This window comes from Streptomyces sp. NPDC020807 (assembly GCF_040641575.1).
GTDB lineage: Bacteria > Actinomycetota > Actinomycetes > Streptomycetales > Streptomycetaceae > Streptomyces.
The window spans coordinates 64,434-79,919 of sequence record NZ_JBFADU010000023.1 but is presented as its reverse complement, the minus strand read 5'-3'; the positions used below and the strand labels follow the sequence as shown (position 1 = coordinate 79,919).

14 protein-coding genes are annotated in these 15,486 nt (G+C 73.9%); 10 read left to right on the top strand and 4 right to left on the bottom strand.

Features of this window, described 5'->3' with window-relative positions; genetic code table 11:
- Positions 1 to 109 precede the first annotated feature (109 nt).
- From pheS to AB0G79_RS26850, 5 genes are all read left to right on the top strand, one after another.
- Complete coding sequence (pheS, locus tag AB0G79_RS26870; protein WP_360810732.1) at positions 110 to 1,249, top strand: phenylalanine--tRNA ligase subunit alpha; 1,140 nt, start codon at positions 110 to 112, stop codon at positions 1,247 to 1,249.
- Positions 1,249 to 3,777 carry a phenylalanine--tRNA ligase subunit beta gene (gene pheT / locus AB0G79_RS26865; RefSeq protein WP_360810730.1) on the top strand — a complete coding sequence of 843 codons (2,529 nt, stop codon included), beginning with the start codon at positions 1,249 to 1,251 and terminating at the stop codon, positions 3,775 to 3,777. Before pheS ends, pheT begins: the two co-directional genes overlap by 1 nt.
- Before the next feature lie 317 nt (positions 3,778 to 4,094).
- Positions 4,095 to 5,162 (top strand): PP2C family protein-serine/threonine phosphatase, encoded by a 1,068-nt coding sequence (locus AB0G79_RS26860; RefSeq protein ID WP_360810728.1) that lies wholly within the window; start codon positions 4,095 to 4,097, stop codon positions 5,160 to 5,162.
- A gap of 281 nt (positions 5,163 to 5,443) precedes the next feature.
- Positions 5,444 to 6,787: a transcriptional regulator gene (locus tag AB0G79_RS26855; protein ID WP_360810726.1), complete on the top strand. Its 1,344-nt coding sequence runs from the start codon at positions 5,444 to 5,446 to the stop codon at positions 6,785 to 6,787.
- A 62-nt stretch (positions 6,788 to 6,849) separates the two neighbouring features.
- A complete protein-coding gene (locus AB0G79_RS26850) occupies positions 6,850 to 7,380 on the top strand; it encodes an NUDIX hydrolase (protein WP_360810724.1) in 531 nt (176 codons plus the stop codon).
- Between the two features lie 135 nt (positions 7,381 to 7,515).
- Here AB0G79_RS26850 and AB0G79_RS26845 read toward each other — a convergent pair whose 3' ends face one another.
- A complete protein-coding gene (locus AB0G79_RS26845) occupies positions 7,516 to 8,376 on the bottom strand; it encodes a 3-hydroxybutyryl-CoA dehydrogenase (protein WP_360810722.1) in 861 nt (286 codons plus the stop codon).
- Positions 8,377 to 8,545: 169 nt separating this feature from the next.
- Here AB0G79_RS26845 and AB0G79_RS26840 point away from each other — a divergent pair, with 169 nt between their 5' ends.
- The gene (locus AB0G79_RS26840; protein WP_360810720.1) at positions 8,546 to 9,844 is read left to right on the top strand and encodes a family 10 glycosylhydrolase; all 1,299 of its coding nucleotides are present in this window, start codon (positions 8,546 to 8,548) and stop codon (positions 9,842 to 9,844) included.
- 7 nt (positions 9,845 to 9,851) lie between these two features.
- On the opposite strand, the gene AB0G79_RS26835 is transcribed toward AB0G79_RS26840, so the two are convergent.
- Together AB0G79_RS26835 and AB0G79_RS26830 are read right to left on the bottom strand one after the other, a co-directional pair.
- A complete protein-coding gene (locus AB0G79_RS26835) occupies positions 9,852 to 10,055 on the bottom strand; it encodes a DUF1918 domain-containing protein (protein WP_360810718.1) in 204 nt (67 codons plus the stop codon).
- Positions 10,056 to 10,142: 87 nt separating this feature from the next.
- A complete protein-coding gene (locus AB0G79_RS26830) occupies positions 10,143 to 11,144 on the bottom strand; it encodes a DMT family transporter (RefSeq protein ID WP_360810716.1) in 1,002 nt (333 codons plus the stop codon).
- On the opposite strand from AB0G79_RS26830, the gene AB0G79_RS26825 reads away from it, so the two are divergent.
- The 4 genes from AB0G79_RS26825 to AB0G79_RS26810 all read left to right on the top strand — a co-directional run bounded on the left by AB0G79_RS26825 (position 11,143) and on the right by AB0G79_RS26810 (position 15,068).
- Positions 11,143 to 12,579, top strand: a complete 1,437-nt coding sequence (locus AB0G79_RS26825; protein WP_360810714.1) for a PLP-dependent aminotransferase family protein — start codon at positions 11,143 to 11,145, stop codon at positions 12,577 to 12,579. The genes AB0G79_RS26830 and AB0G79_RS26825 overlap by 2 nt on opposite strands.
- A gap of 104 nt (positions 12,580 to 12,683) precedes the next feature.
- A complete protein-coding gene (locus AB0G79_RS26820) occupies positions 12,684 to 13,145 on the top strand; it encodes a GNAT family N-acetyltransferase (protein ID WP_360810712.1) in 462 nt (153 codons plus the stop codon).
- A 69-nt stretch (positions 13,146 to 13,214) separates the two neighbouring features.
- Entirely contained in the window at positions 13,215 to 13,790 is a 576-nt protein-coding gene (locus tag AB0G79_RS26815) for a histidine phosphatase family protein (protein WP_360810710.1), read from the top strand.
- A gap of 96 nt (positions 13,791 to 13,886) precedes the next feature.
- Positions 13,887 to 15,068: a methyltransferase gene (locus AB0G79_RS26810; protein WP_360810708.1), complete on the top strand. Its 1,182-nt coding sequence runs from the start codon at positions 13,887 to 13,889 to the stop codon at positions 15,066 to 15,068.
- A 4-nt stretch (positions 15,069 to 15,072) separates the two neighbouring features.
- Here the strand turns inward: AB0G79_RS26810 and AB0G79_RS26805 are convergent, their stop codons facing one another.
- Positions 15,073 to 15,360 carry a VOC family protein gene (locus tag AB0G79_RS26805; RefSeq protein WP_360810706.1) on the bottom strand — a complete coding sequence of 96 codons (288 nt, stop codon included), beginning with the start codon at positions 15,358 to 15,360 and terminating at the stop codon, positions 15,073 to 15,075.
- Positions 15,361 to 15,486: the final 126 nt, after the last annotated feature.

Below are 15,486 nucleotides of genomic sequence, written 5' to 3'. Positions count from 1 at the left end.
CGGGCTCATCACCGTCCGAGCGCCCCGTTAGACTCGACCTTTGGCACGTTTGCGCCCTTGTCGTCGAGCGGGGCCGCGCCCAGCCAGCCCAACGGAAGCACGGGAAGAGATGTCGGCACCGAATAAGTCGTACGACCCGGTCGAGGTCGAGGCCTTGAAACCGGAAGAGATCGAGCGCATGCGGGACGAGGCGATCGCCGCCTTCGCCGCCGCGGGCGACCTCGACGCGCTCGCGCACGCGAAGACCGCGCACACCGGCGGAACCTCGCCGCTGGCGCTCGCCAACCGCGAGATCGGCGCCCTGCCCCCGCAGGCCAAGGCCGCCGCCGGAAAGGTCGTGGGCCAGGCCCGCGGCGCGGTCTCGAAGGCGCTCGCCGCCCGCCAGGCCGAGCTGGAGGCCGAGCGGGACGCCCGCGTGCTCGTCGAGGAGGCCGTCGACGTCACGCTGCCGTACGACCGCGTCCCGGCCGGCGCCCGGCACCCGCTGACCACGCTCATGGAGCGCGTCGCCGACGTCTTCGTCTCCATGGGGTACGAGATCGCCGAGGGCCCCGAGGTCGAGGCGGAGTGGTTCAACTTCGACGCCCTCAACTTCGTCCCCGACCACCCGGCGCGCCAGACCCAGGACACCTTCTTCGTCCAGGGCACCACCGCCGACGGCAAGGTCACCTCGGGCGACGAGTCCGGTGTCGTGCTCCGCACGCACACCTCGCCGGTCCAGGCCCGCACCCTCATCGACCGGGAGCCCCCGGTCTACGTGGTGTGCCCCGGCCGCGTCTACCGGACCGACGAGCTCGACGCCACGCACACCCCGGTCTTCCACCAGATCGAGCTGCTCGCCGTCGACGAGGGCCTCACCATGGCCGACCTCAAGGGCACCCTGGACCACATGGTCCAGGCGCTCTTCGGCCCGGACATGAAGACCCGGCTCCGCCCGAACTTCTTCCCGTTCACCGAGCCGTCCGCCGAGATGGACATGCTCTGCTACGTCTGCCGCGGCGAGTCCGTCGGCAACCCCGACCGCCCCTGCCGCACCTGCGGCAGCGAGGGCTGGATCGAGCTCGGCGGCTGCGGCATGGTCAACCCGAAGGTGCTCGTCGCCTGCGGTGTGGACCCCGAGAAGTACAGCGGATTCGCCTTCGGGTTCGGCATCGAGCGGATGCTGATGTTCCGCCACAACGTGGAAGACATGCGAGACATGGTCGAGGGTGACGTCCGGTTCACCCGGCCGTTCGGGATGGAGATCTGATGCGGGTCCCGCTTTCTTGGCTGCGGGAGTACGTCGACCTGCCGGCGACGGAGACCGGCCGAGACGTCCAGGCCAAGCTCATTTCGGCCGGCCTCGAGGTCGAGGCCGTCGAGCAGCTCGGCGCCGGCCTGACCGGCCCGCTGGTGGTCGGCAAGGTCCTCACCATCGAGGAGCTGACGGAGTTCAAGAAGCCCATCCGCTTCTGCACCGTCGACGTCGGCCAGGCCAACGGCACCGGCGAGCCCCAGGAGATCATCTGCGGCGCCCGGAACTTCGCCGTCGGCGACAAGGTCGTCGTGGCCCTGCCCGGCGCCGTCCTCCCCGGTGACTTCCGGATCGCCGAGCGCAAGACGTACGGCCGGGTCTCCCGCGGCATGATCTGCTCCGGCGACGAGCTGGGCATGGGCGACGACGGCACGCACGGCATCATCGTGCTCCCGCCGGAGCACGAGATCGGCATCGACGCCACCGTCCTCCTGGAGCTGTACGACGAGGTCCTCGACATCGCCGTCACCCCGGACCGCGGCTACTGCCTCTCGATGCGCGGTGTCGCCCGCGAGACCGCCACCGCGTACGGGCTGCCGCTGCGCGACCCGGCGCTCCTCGACGTGCCCGTGCCGAACTCGTACGGCTACCCGGTCCAGATCGCCGACCCGATCGGCTGCGACCGCTTCACCGCGCGGACCGTCGTCGGCCTGGCACCCGAGGCGCACTCCCCGATCTGGCTCAAGCGCCGCCTCCAGAAGGCCGGCATGCGCCCGATCTCGCTCGCCGTCGACGTCACCAACTACGTGATGCTCGAACTCGGCCAGCCGCTGCACGCCTACGACCGCACCCGGCTCGACGGCCCCATCGGGGTCCGCCGCGCCGAGGCCGGCGAGAAGATCACGACGCTCGACGGCGCCGTGCGCGTCCTGGACGCCGCGGACCTCGTCATCACCGACAGCCGCGGCCCCATCGGGCTCGCCGGTGTCATGGGCGGCGCCAACACGGAGATCGCCGACCCGGTGACCGACCCCGAGACCGGTTTCGTCACCGGCACCTCCGAGGTCGTCATCGAGGCCGCGCACTTCGACGCGATCTCGATCGCGCGCACCGCCCGCCGTCACAAGCTGTCCTCCGAGGCGTCCAAGCGCTTCGAGCGCGGTGTCGACCCGCAGGCCGCCGCCGCTGCCGCGCAGCGCACGGTCGACCTGCTCGTGCTGCTCGCGGGCGGCACGGCCGAGGCCGGCGTCACCGAGGTCGCGGCCCCGTCCGCCCCGCGGACGATCACCATGCCGGCGAACCACCCCGACAAGGTCGCGGGTGTGGCGTACGGCCGCGAGACCGTCGTCCGCCGCCTCCAGGAGGTCGGCTGCGACGTCTACGGCCAGGACGAGCTCGTCGTCACGGTGCCCTCATGGCGCCCCGACCTCGCCGCGCCGAACGACCTGGTCGAAGAGGTCATCCGCCTGGAGGGCTACGAGAACCTGCCCTCCACGCTGCCGAAGCCCCCGGCCGGCCGCGGTCTCACCGAGCGCCAGCGCACCCACCGCCGCGTGGGCCGCGCCCTCGCCGGCGCCGGCTACGTCGAGGCGCTGAACTACCCGTTCATCGGCGCCCAGGCGCTCGACCAGCTCGGCCTCGACGCGGACGACGACCGCCGCCGGGTCGTGACCCTGGTCAACCCGCTCTCCGACGAGGAGCCCGCGCTCCGTACGACGCTGCTCCCGGGCCTGTTCGGCGCGCTCCGTCGCAACGACAGCCGCGGCGGCCACGACCTGGCGCTCTTCGAGACCGGTCTGGTCTTCCGTCCGGAGGGCGAGCCGGGCGTCGCCACGCGCCTGCCCGCCGACGGCCGTCCGACCGACGAGCAGATCGCCGGGCTCAACGCGGTGCTGCCCCGGCAGCCGCGCCACGCGGCCGTCGTCCTGGCCGGCGCGCGCGAGCAGGCCGGCTGGTGGGGCAAGGGCCGTCCGTCCGACTGGGCGGACGCGATCGAGGCCGGCCGGACCGTGGCCGCGGAGGCGGGCGTCGAGCTGATCATCAGCGCCGACCAGCACGCCCCCTGGCACCCGGGCCGCTGTGCCGCGTTCCACGTCGAGATCGACGGCGAGAAGGTCCTCGTCGGCCACGCCGGCGAGCTCCACCCGCGCGTCGTCAAGGCGTACGGCCTCCCGGCCCGCTCCTGCGCGATGGAGCTGGACCTCGACCTCCTGGAGCAGGCGAACCAGGGCCCCGTGAAGGCGCCCCGGATCTCCTCCTTCCCGGTCGCGACCCAGGACGTCGCCCTCGTCGTCGCGGGGGACGTCCCGTCCGCCGACGTCGAGGCCGCGCTGCACGAGGGCGCGGGTGAACTCCTCGAGTCCATCCGTCTCTTCGACGTCTACACGGGCGACCAGCTCGGCGAGGGCCGCAAGTCCCTGGCGTACGCGCTGAAGTTCCGCGCCACGGACCGCACCCTGACGGTCGACGAGGCCACCGCGGCCCGCGACGCGGCCGTCGCCCTGGCGGCCGAGCGCACGGGCGCGACCCTGCGCGGCGCCTGAGAAGGCGCCGACGCCGGCACAGCACCACAGGAGGGCCGCCCCGGGTTCAACCCCGGGGCGGCCCTCGGCCGTTCCCGGGCCGACGCCCTCGTTCCGGCGGCCTCCCGTGGGTACATCCGGGCGGCAGTCGGGTTCCTGTGCGCCTGGCGGAGGGCTGGCGAACGGCGGCGCGCCAGGGGCGCTCACTCCTTCGGGTGAGATGCCCGGGGGGTGTTCCCCCGTGACCCGTACGGTCGGCAGAATCGACGCGGCCGCAGGGGCGGACCTGTGGGCCGCAGGGCCCTCGGGCGCTGTCGGTGGCTCGGGAAGGGCCGTGCATGATCCGTACCAGGTCGTTGGTCCCCGCTGGCTCCCGGCTCCGCCGGCTGGCCCCGCTCGCTCTTCCCACCGCGTGGGGCGCGGTGGCCGTGGCGTGGAAGTTCGGCTGTCCGCTGGCCCGGCAGCCGGGGCTGCCCATGCGGATCGCCACCAGCGTCGTCTTCCTGACCGTGGGCACCGGCCTCGTCCTCGGGGTGCGGCGCGGGCTCGCCCGCGAGCTGGCCCGGGTGCGGGCGGTCGCGGACGCCGCCCAGCAGGTCCTGCTCCGGCCGCCGCCGGCCCGCCTCGACGGCCTCGCGCTCGCCGCCGGGCAGCTGTCGGCCTCCCGCGACGCGTCCGTGGGCGGCGACCTGTACGAGGCGGTGGCCACCCCGTACGGGGTGCGGATCGTCGTCGGCGACGTCCGGGGCCACGGGCTCGCCGCGCTCGGTGCCGTCGTCGCCGTCCTCGGCAGCTTCCGCGAGGCCGCCCACGACGAACCCGAACTCGGCGGTGTCCTGCGCCGTCTGGAGCGCGCGCTCGAACGGCATCTGCGCGAGCGGGCGCGGGACGAGCACCCGGCGCTCGGCGGAACCGCGCCGGACCATCCGGTGGCGGAGGAGTTCGTCACCCTGCTGCTCGTCGAGGTCGCGGCCGACGGCCGGCTCGCCGTCCTCAACTGCGGCCACCCGAACCCGTACCGCGTCGGCCGCCGCGTCGAACGGCTGTCGCTCGGGGACCCGCTCCCGCCGCTCGGTGTCCTGCCCCTGCCGGCGGCGCTCGTGCCGTACGCCGGCTCACGGCTGTTCCCCGGCGAGACCCTCGTCCTGTACACCGACGGCGCCGAGGAGGCCCGGGACCGCCGCGGCCGGTTCCTCGCGCTCGACGCGGTCCTCGCCGGAGCCGTCGGCGAGCCCCCGGCGGAGCTGGTCCGCCGGATCCAGGCGGCGGTCCTCGACCACGCGCGCGGCCGCCTCGCGGACGACGTCGCCGTCCTCGCCGTACGCAACGACCGCGTCCGGGTGCCGGCGCAGCCCGCCGAACCCGGGCTGCGCCGCCCCCGGCCCGCCCCCTCGTCCCACTGGTGAACGAGGGGTCGGGGGCCGGCGCCGCCCGCCCCGCCACGGAGTGTCGGGCAGATCAGCGGGGCGGGCGACGCGGGCCGGGCGGCCGCACTGTACGAGGGGGAGCCGGCGGCCCGGCCGTCGCCTTGCGGCGAGAGGCACAGTCAACCGGGGCCGGGCCGGGCCCGGCAGCGTACGCGCACCGGAAGAACGGGTACTTCGTTCACACCCCGTGCGAAATCAACCGCTCGGATTCGGCCACGCGCGCCTTCCGGTATCCCTAGGCTGAACCACCAGGAGGGAGCATGCAGCCCAACACCCTGCTCGACGCCCTGCTCGACGAGGCCGGCGTCTCGCACGCCGGGCTCGCCGTGCGCGTGAACCGGGCCGGCCGGGCCCGCGGGCTCGCCCTGCGGTACGAACACACCGCTGTGGCCCGCTGGTTGAAGGGGCAGCGGCCGCGCGGCCAGGTGCCCGACCTGATCTGCGAGGTGCTCGCCGCCCGGCTGCACCGCCAGGTCACCCTGGACGACATCGGCCTCGGCGTACCCGGCGGGCCGTCGCCCGCCTTCGGCGCGCCGCTGGCCGGATTCGTCGAGCGGGCCGCCGCCCTGTGGCGCTCGGACCAGCAGCAACGGCCGCACCTCGTCGGCGCGCAGGCCGTGACGGGCACACCGGCGGTGATGCCGGTCTGGGAGTGGGAGAACCCTCCGGAGGACGTGGACGTCTCCCGCGAGGGCCGGGGAGCGACGGTCTCGGCCGCCGACATCGCCGTCCTCGGCGCCGCCAGGACCCACTACGAGCAGATGTACCGCAAGGCCGGGGGCATCGCGACGCGCGCCCGGATCGTCGGTTTCCTGACCGCGGAGACCGCGCCGCTGCTCCGCGGCGTCTACAGCGACGCGCTCGGCCGAAGCCTGCACCGGGCCACCGGCGGTCTCGTGGCGGTGGCCGGAATCTGCGCCTACGACGCCGACGCGCACGGGCTCGCCCAGCGCTACTTCCACCAGGCTCTGCGGCTCGCCAAGGCCAGCGGTGACCGGGGGCTCGGCGCCTACGTGATCGCGCTGCTCGTCAACCAGTCGGTGTTCCTGGGGGAGTACCGGCAGGCGGTCGCGTTCGCGGAGGCAGCGCTGCGGGCGGCCGGGCAGCGGATCACCCCGGCGCTCGCCGCCGACCTGACGGCGATGCAGGCGAAGGCGTACGCCCATCTGGGCGACGGCGCCGCCGCGTTGGCCTGCATCCGGCGGGCGGAGGCCGAGGCGGAACGGATCACGCCGGGCGCGGAGCCCGCCGAGACGGGGTACGTGCAGCCGGGACTCGTCAACGTACAGGTCGCGGAGGCCCTGCTCAGACTGGGTGATCTTCCGGCGGCACACGAGCACGCGTCGGCGGCGGTGGGGACGCCCTCGCACGACCGGGGCCGTGTGCACCGGCTCGCCATGCTGTGCCAGGTCGAGCTGCGGCGGGGCGAGGCCGACGGGGCGGCGCGCACGGCGGTGGAGATGACCGAGCGGGCCCGGGGGATGGAGTCGCGGCGGCTGAGGGACCGGCTGCGTCAGGTGCGGGAGGATCTTCTCGCGAGCGGATCGGCCGACGCCCGGGAGGCGGCGGCGCTCATCGACGGGGCTCTGCGCGTTCCCCTGTGAGTCGTCAACTGCTGCGATATTGCCACCAAACAAGCACCGACCAGCCGGAAGGTGGCAAGAACGTGCAGTGGACGAAAGTAAGCGAACACCCGGTCTATGAGAACCGCTGGTTCCAGGTGAACCTCGCGGACGTCGAACTCCCGGACGGCCGCCACCTCGACCACTATCTGATCCGGCTCCGCCCGGTCGCCGTCGCGACGGCCGTGAACGAGGCCGACGAGGTCCTGATGCTCTGGCGCCACCGCTTCATCACCGACAGCTGGGGCTGGGAGCTGGCCGCCGGCGTCGTCGAGGACGGGGAGGACGTCGAGACCGCCGCCGCGCGCGAGATGGAGGAGGAGACCGGCTGGCGGCCGGGGCCGCTGCGCCACCTCCTCACCGTCGAGCCCTCGAACGGCCTCACCGACGCCCGCCACCACCTCTACTGGGCCGATCGGGCCACGTACACCGGACCGCCGCAGGACGGCTTCGAGTCCTCGCGGCGGGCCTGGGTCCCCCTCAAGGAGATCCCCGAGATGATCGCCAGGGGCGAGGTCCCCGCCGCGAACATGGCCGCGGGGCTGCTGATGCTCCACCACCTGCGCCTCGGCTGAGCCGGGCACGGCCCCGGGCGTCGAGCCGGGCGCGGAAAGGCCGGACGGCCCGTACCTGTGCGGGGGTGCGGGCCGTCCGGTGGCCGTGAGGCCAGAGGGGGAGGGATCAGGGATCCGGCAGGGACCAGGCGGAGGTCAGGAGTACGGGTAGAAGCCCGAACCCGTCTTCCGGCCGAGGCGGCCGGCGTCCACCATGCGCTGGAGCAGCGGGGGAGCGGCGTACAGGGGCTCCTTGAACTCCGTGTACATCGAGTCGGCGATCGAGGCGATCGTGTCCAGACCGATGAGGTCGGAGAGCTTCAGCGGGCCCATCGGGTGGGCGCAGCCGAACTCCATGCCGTTGTCGATGTCCTCGCGGCTCGCGATGCCCGACTCGAACATCCGGATCGCGGAGAGCAGGTACGGCACGAGCAGCGCGTTGACGACGAAGCCCGAGCGGTCCTGCGCGCGGATCGCGTGCTTGCCGAGCGCCTTCTCGGCGAAGGCCTGGGCGCGGCTGATCGTGCCCTCGGAGGTGGTGAGGGCCGGGATCAGCTCGACGAGCTTCTGCACCGGGGCCGGGTTGAAGAAGTGGATGCCGATGACCTGGTCGGGGCGGGAGGTCGCCACTGCCAGCTTCACCAGCGGGATGGAGGAGGTGTTCGAGGCCAGGATGGCGTCCGGCCGCGTGATCACCTGGTCGAGGACCTGGAAGATCTCGGTCTTGACCTGCTCGTTCTCCACGACGGCCTCGATGACGAGGTCGCGGTCGGCGAACTCGCCCAGGTCGGTCGTGAAGCTGAGGCGGGAGAGCGTCGCGTCCCGCTCCTCCTCGCTGATCTTGCCGCGTTCGGCGGCCTTCGTCAGCGAGTTGTAGAGCCTGGTGCGACCGAGCTCGAGGGCCTCGCCGGTGGTCTCGGCGACCTTCACCTGGAGGCCGCTCCGGGCACACACCTCTGCGATGCCCGCGCCCATCTGGCCGCAGCCCACCACTCCGACGCGCTCAATGTCGGCCATGGAGTCCGTCACCTCGTGCCTTTCGCTCTTCTCTGGCGGCGGGCCCCGTGTGATTCCGGTGCGCCCACCTCGACGCCACGACGTTACCGCTCATTAACCGATGATCGATCGTCCGGAGCGTGCATGCTGTCCGGGTGCGTGTGACGTATCCGACAGGGAAGGGCGCGAAGTGGGTCATATCGGGAGAAGAGGATTCGTTGTGGGGGCCACGGGTGTGGCCCTCGCCGCTACGGCGATGGCCGCGGAGGCCCCTGCCGTCGAGTCCGTGGCCCGGACGCTGAACGGCGCCCACCGCGTCCGGCCGAGGAAGGGTCCGTACCCGCACGGCGACTTCCGGGGCGTCTGGGTGGCCACGATCGCCAACCGCGACTGGCCCTCCGCCCCCGGCCTGACCGCCGCCGCGCAGCGCACCGAGCTCCTCGCCCACCTCGACACGGCCGTCAAGCGGCGCCTGAACGCGGTGATCCTCCAGGTCAGGCCGAGCGCCGACGCGCTGTGGCCCTCCACGTACGAGCCCTGGGCGCAGTGTCTGACCGGCACGCAGGGCCGCGATCCGGGCTGGGACCCGCTGGGCACGGCCGTCACGGAGGCCCATGCGCGCGGGCTCGAACTGCACGCCTGGTTCAACCCGTACCGGGTGGCGAACCACACCGACCCGACCCGGCTCGTCGCGAACCACCCGGCCCGGCTCCACCCGGAGTGGGTCGTGCCCTACGGCGGGAAGCTGTACTACGACCCCGGCGTCCCCGCGGTCCGCCGCTTCGTCCAGGACGCGATGCTGGACGCGGTACGGCGCTACGCGATCGACGCCGTGCACTGGGACGACTACTTCTACCCGTACCCGGTCGCCGGCCAGGTCTTCGACGACGACGCCACGTACGCGGCGTACGGCGCGGGCTTCCCCGACAGGGCGTCCTGGCGGCGGAACAACATCGACCTGCTGGTCTCCGAGACGGCGGCCCGGATCAAGGCGACCCGGAAGGGCGTGTCCTTCGGGATCAGCCCCTTCGGCGTCTGGCGGAACAGGGCCACCGACCCGGAGGGCTCGGACTCGAACGCGGGCGTGCAGACCTACGACGACCTGTACGCGGACACGCGCAAGTGGATCCGGCAGGGGTGGATCGACTACGTGGTGCCCCAGCTGTACTGGAACATCGGCCTGCCCGCCGCCGACTACGCGAAGCTGCTGCCCTGGTGGGACGCGGTCGTCCGGGGGACCGGCGTCAACCTGTACGTCGGCGAGGCGCTCTACAAGGCGGGCGACCCCGCGCAGCCCGCCGCCTGGCAGGACCCGAAGGAGCTGTCACGCCACCTGGCGCTGGCCCACCGCTACCAGTCGGTCGGCGGGCACGGCTTCTTCGCGGCGCGCGAGGTCGCGGCGGACGCGACCGGGGCGATGGCCGCCGTGGTGGCCGACCACTACCCGACCCGGGTCCGTCCGCCGCTGACCAGGGCCCAGCGGGCCTGAACCGGAATCAGCGGTTCTCCGCCTCCGGCTGATGACGGACGACGGTGTCGGGGCCCGGGGACATCAGGGCCTCGTGGCCGTCGTCGTCGAACTTCACACGGTACGGGGGAGCGCCGTCGTCCCCCAGTACCTGGAGGACCTTGGCCGTACGGTCGTGGTGACCGACGGTCCGGCCGTGCACCAGCAGCTTGTCGCCCACGCTCGCCTGCATCGGGATGACCTCCTCGCGAACGTGCCGTGTCCTGATCGGAGCCCCTTTCGCCATTGTGGCCCTCGCGACGGCCCTTCGCCCGGCGGATCAGCTCTTGGCCCGCTGGGTGACCGCGATGCAGACCAGGACGCCGACGGCGGCGAGCGGGGCGGCGAGGGGCAGGGTCTCGCCGAGCAGGAAGACCGACCAGAACAGGGTCAGCAGCGGCTGGGCGAGCTGGAGCTGGCTCGCCTTGGGGATGCCGATCTCGGCCATCCCCCGGTACCAGACGTACAGGCCGAAGAAGGTGGATCCGGCGGCCACCCAGATCAGGCCGATGACGCCGTGGACGCCCAGGCGGACCGGCTCGACCGACAGCGCGACCGCCGAGGCGGCGACCATCAGCGGCAGACAGAACACCAGGGCCCAGCCGATGACCTGCCAGCCCGGCATGAGGGCGGCGAGCCGCCCGCCCTCGGTGTAGCCGGCGGCGCAGACGAGCAGCGCGCCGAAGAGGTAGAGGTCGCCCGTGGACAGCGCGCCACCGCTCTGCTGGACCGTGAAGGCGATGACCACCGCGGCTCCGGCGACGGCGGCGCCCCAGAAGGTACGGGACGGGCGGCGGCCGGTCCTGACCGCGGCGAGGGTCGCCGTGGTGAGCGGCAGCAGGCCCACGACGACGGCGGCGTGGGAGGTGGTGGAGGTCTGGAGCGCCAGGGTCGTCAGGAGCGGGAACCCTACGACCACGCCTCCGGCGACGACGGCGAGTCCGGCCCAGTGGCGGCGCTCCGGCAGAGGCACCCGGCCGGCGAGGAGGAAGGCGCCCGCGACGAGCCCGGCGAGGGTGGAGCGCACGGCGACCAGGGACCAGGGGCCGAAGCTCTCCAGGCCCCAGACGGTGGACGGGAAGGTCAGCGAGAAGGCGACCACGCCGAGGAGGGCGAGCAGGGTGCCGCGCGTCCGGGTGGCGGTGCCGGTTCCGGTCGTGGTGCCGGCGCCCGTCCCGCTCGCGGTGCCGGTGCCGGTGCCGGTGCCGGTGCCGGTCATGGTGCCGGTGTCGCTCGTGACCGCTATCGCGCGAGGAGTAGTAGCGCTATCGTGTGCTCTCATGCATGAGCGTAGCAGTGTGGCCGAACTGGCGGAATCCCTGAGGGCGGAGCTCGACCGCTACTCTCCCGGTGGAAAGCTGCCGTCGAGTCGGGCGCTCGTCGAGCGCTTCCGCGTCTCGCCGGTGACGGTCAGCCGGGCCCTCGCCCAGCTCTCCGCCGAGGGCCTCGTCGTCACCCGCCCCGGAGCCGGCGCCTTCCGCGCCGAACCCCGCACGGCCACCCCCGTCACCGGGGACACCTCCTGGCAGGAGCTCGCGCTCAGCGCCGACACGGCCACCGAGATCGTCCCGCGCTCCGTCGACGCCTCCGGCGTCCTCGTCACCCTCGCCCCGCCGCCGCCCGGGGTGATCGAGTTCAACGGCGGCTACCTGCACCCCTCCCTCATGCCCGAGCAGGCACTCGCCGCCGCCCTCGCCCGCGCCGGGCGCCGCCCCGGCGCCTGGACCCGGCCGCCCGCCGACGGCCTGCCCGAACTGCGCGCCTGGTTCGCCCGCGAGATCGGCGGCAGCGTCACCGCCGCCGAGGTGCTCATCACCGCGGGCGGGCAGTCCGCCCTCACCACCGCCCTGCGCGCGCTCGCGCCGCCCGGCACCCCCGTCCTCGTCGAGTCGCCGACCTACCCCGGCATGCTCGCCGTCGCCCGCGCCTCCGGCTGCCGCCCCGTCCCCGTACCGGCCGACGCCGACGGCGTCCGCCCCGACCTCCTCGAAGCCGCCTTCCGGGCCACCGGCGCCAGGGTCCTCGTCTGCCAGCCGCTCTTCCAGAACCCGACGGGCACCGCGCTCCCGCCCGAGCGCCGCCGCGAGGTCGTCCGCATCGCCCGCGCCGCCGGGGCCTTCGTCGTCGAGGACGACTTCGCCCGCCGCATGGCCCACGAGGACGCCGGACCGCTGCCCCCGACGCTCGCCGCCGAGGACCCCGACGGCGTCGTCGTCCACGTCTGCTCGCTCACCAAGCCCACCTCGCCCAGCCTGCGCGTCGGCGCCCTCGCCGCCCGGGGCCCCGTCCTGGAGCGGCTGCGCGCCATCCAGGTCGTCGACAGCTTCTTCGTGCCCCGGCCCCTCCAGGAGGCCGCGCTCGAACTCGTCGGCTCCCCGGCCTGGCCCCGCCACCTGCGGGCCGTCTCCCAGGAGCTGAGGAGCCGCCGCGAGGTCATGACCGCCGCCGTCGCCCGCCACCTCCCCGAGTTCGCCCTTCCCTACGTCCCCTCCGGCGGGTACCACCTCTGGCTGCGCCTCCCCGACGCCCTGCCCGAGGCCGCGCTCCTCGCCACCGCCCTGCGCGCAGGCGTCTCGGTGGCCCCCGGCCGCCCGTACTTCTGCGCCGAACCCCCCGCCGGGCACATCCGGCTGAGTTTCGCGGGTGTCGCGGGCCCCGTCGAGATCGCGGAGGGCGTGCGCCGGCTGCGCGCGGCCACCGACGAGCTCACCGCCTGAGCCCCGCCCCGCCCGGGGGGCGGGAGCCGGCCGCTCCACCGGCCGGCCCCTGCCCCCGGCAAAACCGCGTGACACGGTCCCCGCCGTCCTGCGACCCTCCCGCCATGAACGACACCGCGACCCCCGCCGACCCCACCGCCCCCGTCATGCACGGGGCGTACGAGATCTCAGCCGATCCCGCGCGGATCGACGCGGACCGCGTCCACCACTGGCTCTCCACCGACTCCTACTGGGCCCACGGCCGACCTCGCGCGAAGCACGAGGCGGCCATGGCCGGCTCGCTGAACTTCGGCGCCTACCGCGCCGACACCGGCGAGATCGCCGCCTACGCCCGCGTCGTCACCGACTACGCCACCTTCGCCTGGCTCTGCGACGTCTACGTCGACCGCCCGGCACGCGGCACCGGCCTGGGCACCGCCCTCGTCGCCGCCGTCCGCGACCACCTCGCGGTGTACGGGCTCCGCCGGATCATGCTGGCCACCGCCGACGCCCACGGCGTGTACGAGAAGGTCGGTTTCACGCCACTCCAGAACCCGGACAAGTGGATGGCTCTCGGGCAGCAGTGACCCGGCGCCCCTCCGGTCCCGGGAATCGACCTCTTGACCGAAGGGGCCACCGGCCTCACGATCGCGGCCATGGGTCTTCGAGTGACGCTCGTCACAGCGGCGCGCAGCTCCTCCCTGCTCGCCGAACGCTTCGACGACGACCGGCCGCTCGACGAGGCCGGCTGGTACGAGGTGCAGGTCGCCGCGCCCGCGCTGATCCCGCTGGGCGCGGCCGAACTCCGCTACTGCTCCCCGACTCCGCGCGCCCGCGCCACCGGCACCGCCCTCGGCTACGCCCCCCTCGTCCAGCCCGCGCTGCGCGAGTGCGACATGGGCCGCTGGCGCGGCCTCACCCTCGCCGAGGTCGCCGCCCTCGAACCGGCCGCCGTCGACGCCTGGCTCACCGACGCCCGCAGCGCCCCGCACGGCGGCGAACCCCTCCTCGCCTTCATCACCCGGATAGGGAACTGGCTCGACACCCGCCCCGCCGACGACGGGGCCATCGTCGCCGTCGCCGAACCCTCCGTGGTCCGCGCCGCCCTCGTCTACGCCCTCAAGGCCCCGCCGGCCACCTACTGGAACGTCGACGTCCGGCCGCTCTCCACCGTCACCCTCGCCGGCCGCCCCGGCCTCTGGCACCTCCAGCTCGACGCGGCCCTGCGCTGAGCCGCCCCCCCCAGGCACCGGGGGGCCGCCCCCGCGGGCCCCGGGGAGCCGCGCGCGGCGGTGGATCCGACCGCGACCGGCTAGCCTGAGACCACGATGAACCGTTTGACCACGTCATGGGGCGCCTTCACGCTGACCCGCTATCCCGAGGACCCGCGCGACCAGCTGCGCGCCTGGGACGCGGCCGACGAATACCTCCTGGGCCACCTGGCCGAGAGCGGTACCGACCTCTCCGGCACCGTCGCCGTCGTCGGCGACCGCTGGGGGGCCCTCGCCACCGCCGTGCAGGCCGCGGGCCCGGCCGAGGTCGTCCAGATCACCGACTCGTACCTCGGCCAGCAGGCCACCCGCGCCAACCTCGCGCGCGCCGGAGCCGCCCCCGGGGCCGTACGCCTGCTGACCACCCAGGACCCGCCGCCCGAGCGGATCGACGTCCTCCTCGTACGCGTCCCCAAGAGCCTCGCGCTCCTGGAGGACCAGCTGCACCGGCTCGCCCCCGCCGTGCACGAGGGCACCGTCGTCATCGGCACCGGCATGGTCAAGGAGATCCACACCTCCACGCTCCGCCTCTTCGAGCGGATCGTCGGCCCGACCCGCACCTCCCTCGCGGTGAAGAAGGCCCGGCTGATCCACGCCACCCCGGACCCGGCCGTCGCCCCGGGCCCGAACCCGTGGCCGTACCGGTACGACCTGCCGGCGGACACCCCCGCGCCCGGCCTTCCCGGTCTGACCGTCACCAACCACGCCGGTGTCTTCTGCGCCGACCGCCTCGACATCGGCACCCGGTTCTTCCTCAAGAACCTCCCCGGCGACCTCGGCCGGGCCCGCGTCGCCGACCTCGGCTGCGGCAACGGCGTAGTCGGCCTCGCCATCGCCCTCTCCGAGCCCGACGCGGAGCTCGTCCTCGCCGACGAGTCCTACCCCGCGGTGGCCTCCGCCCGCGAGAACTTCCGCGCCCACGTCGGAGACGACCACCGCGTCGAGTTCGTCGTCGGCGACGGGCTCACCGACCTGCCCGCGGGCTCCTTCGACCTGGTGCTGAACAACCCGCCGTTCCACAGCCACCAGGCCACCACCGACCGCACCGCCCGCCGGATGTTCAGCGACGCCCGGCGCGCCCTGCGGCCCGGCGGCGAGCTCTGGGTCATCGGCAACCGCCACCTCGGCTACCACGTGACCCTGCGCCGGATCTTCGGCAACAGCGAGCTGGTCGCGAGCGACGCGAAGTTCGTGGTCCTGCGGGCCGTGCGCCGGCCCGACCGCGACGACCGGCGCTGAGCCCTCACCCCCAGGTGCGCGAGCAGAGCACGAGCTGATAGCCGTCGGGGTCGACCACGGTGACGCCGAACTCGTCCCAGTACGGATTGTGCGCGGCCACCCGCGTCCCCCCGGCGGCTATCAGGCGCTCGACCTGCTCCTCCTCGACGGGCGCCCCGAGATGCACGACGAACAGGTCCTCGACGGTCGGGGCGGGCTCGACGGGATTCTCCGGATCCCGCGCCGGCTCGAAGTGCCAGCCGCCGCCGGCCGGCCCGACCATGAGCAGGTCGTTCCGCGCGTTGATGATCATGTCTCGAGAGTAGGCGGGCCCGCCCGTCCCGCGCCTCGGGGATTCCCCTCCCTTCTCCCCGAAGCGACCCGGACACACCCTCCGGGCCGCGCCCCCGTCACGCCGGGTTGACGAGCCCCGGCCCTT

What these genes read in the sequence shown, in the direction of transcription:
- pheS (WP_360810732.1), top strand. Translation starts at nt 110, where the DNA reads ATGTCGGCACCGAATAAGTCGTACGACCCGGTCGAGGTCGAGGCCTTG.
- pheT (WP_360810730.1), top strand. Translation starts at nt 1,249, where the DNA reads ATGCGGGTCCCGCTTTCTTGGCTGCGGGAGTACGTCGACCTGCCGGCG.
- AB0G79_RS26860 (WP_360810728.1), top strand. Translation starts at nt 4,095, where the DNA reads ATGATCCGTACCAGGTCGTTGGTCCCCGCTGGCTCCCGGCTCCGCCGG.
- AB0G79_RS26855 (WP_360810726.1), top strand. Translation starts at nt 5,444, where the DNA reads ATGCAGCCCAACACCCTGCTCGACGCCCTGCTCGACGAGGCCGGCGTC.
- AB0G79_RS26845 (WP_360810722.1), bottom strand. Translation starts at nt 8,376, where the DNA reads ATGGCCGACATTGAGCGCGTCGGAGTGGTGGGCTGCGGCCAGATGGGC.
- AB0G79_RS26835 (WP_360810718.1), bottom strand. Translation starts at nt 10,055, where the DNA reads ATGCAGGCGAGCGTGGGCGACAAGCTGCTGGTGCACGGCCGGACCGTC.
- AB0G79_RS26825 (WP_360810714.1), top strand. Translation starts at nt 11,143, where the DNA reads ATGCATGAGCGTAGCAGTGTGGCCGAACTGGCGGAATCCCTGAGGGCG.
- AB0G79_RS26830 (WP_360810716.1), bottom strand. Translation starts at nt 11,144, where the DNA reads ATGAGAGCACACGATAGCGCTACTACTCCTCGCGCGATAGCGGTCACG.
- AB0G79_RS26820 (WP_360810712.1), top strand. Translation starts at nt 12,684, where the DNA reads ATGAACGACACCGCGACCCCCGCCGACCCCACCGCCCCCGTCATGCAC.
- AB0G79_RS26815 (WP_360810710.1), top strand. Translation starts at nt 13,215, where the DNA reads ATGGGTCTTCGAGTGACGCTCGTCACAGCGGCGCGCAGCTCCTCCCTG.
- AB0G79_RS26810 (WP_360810708.1), top strand. Translation starts at nt 13,887, where the DNA reads ATGAACCGTTTGACCACGTCATGGGGCGCCTTCACGCTGACCCGCTAT.
- AB0G79_RS26805 (WP_360810706.1), bottom strand. Translation starts at nt 15,360, where the DNA reads ATGATCATCAACGCGCGGAACGACCTGCTCATGGTCGGGCCGGCCGGC.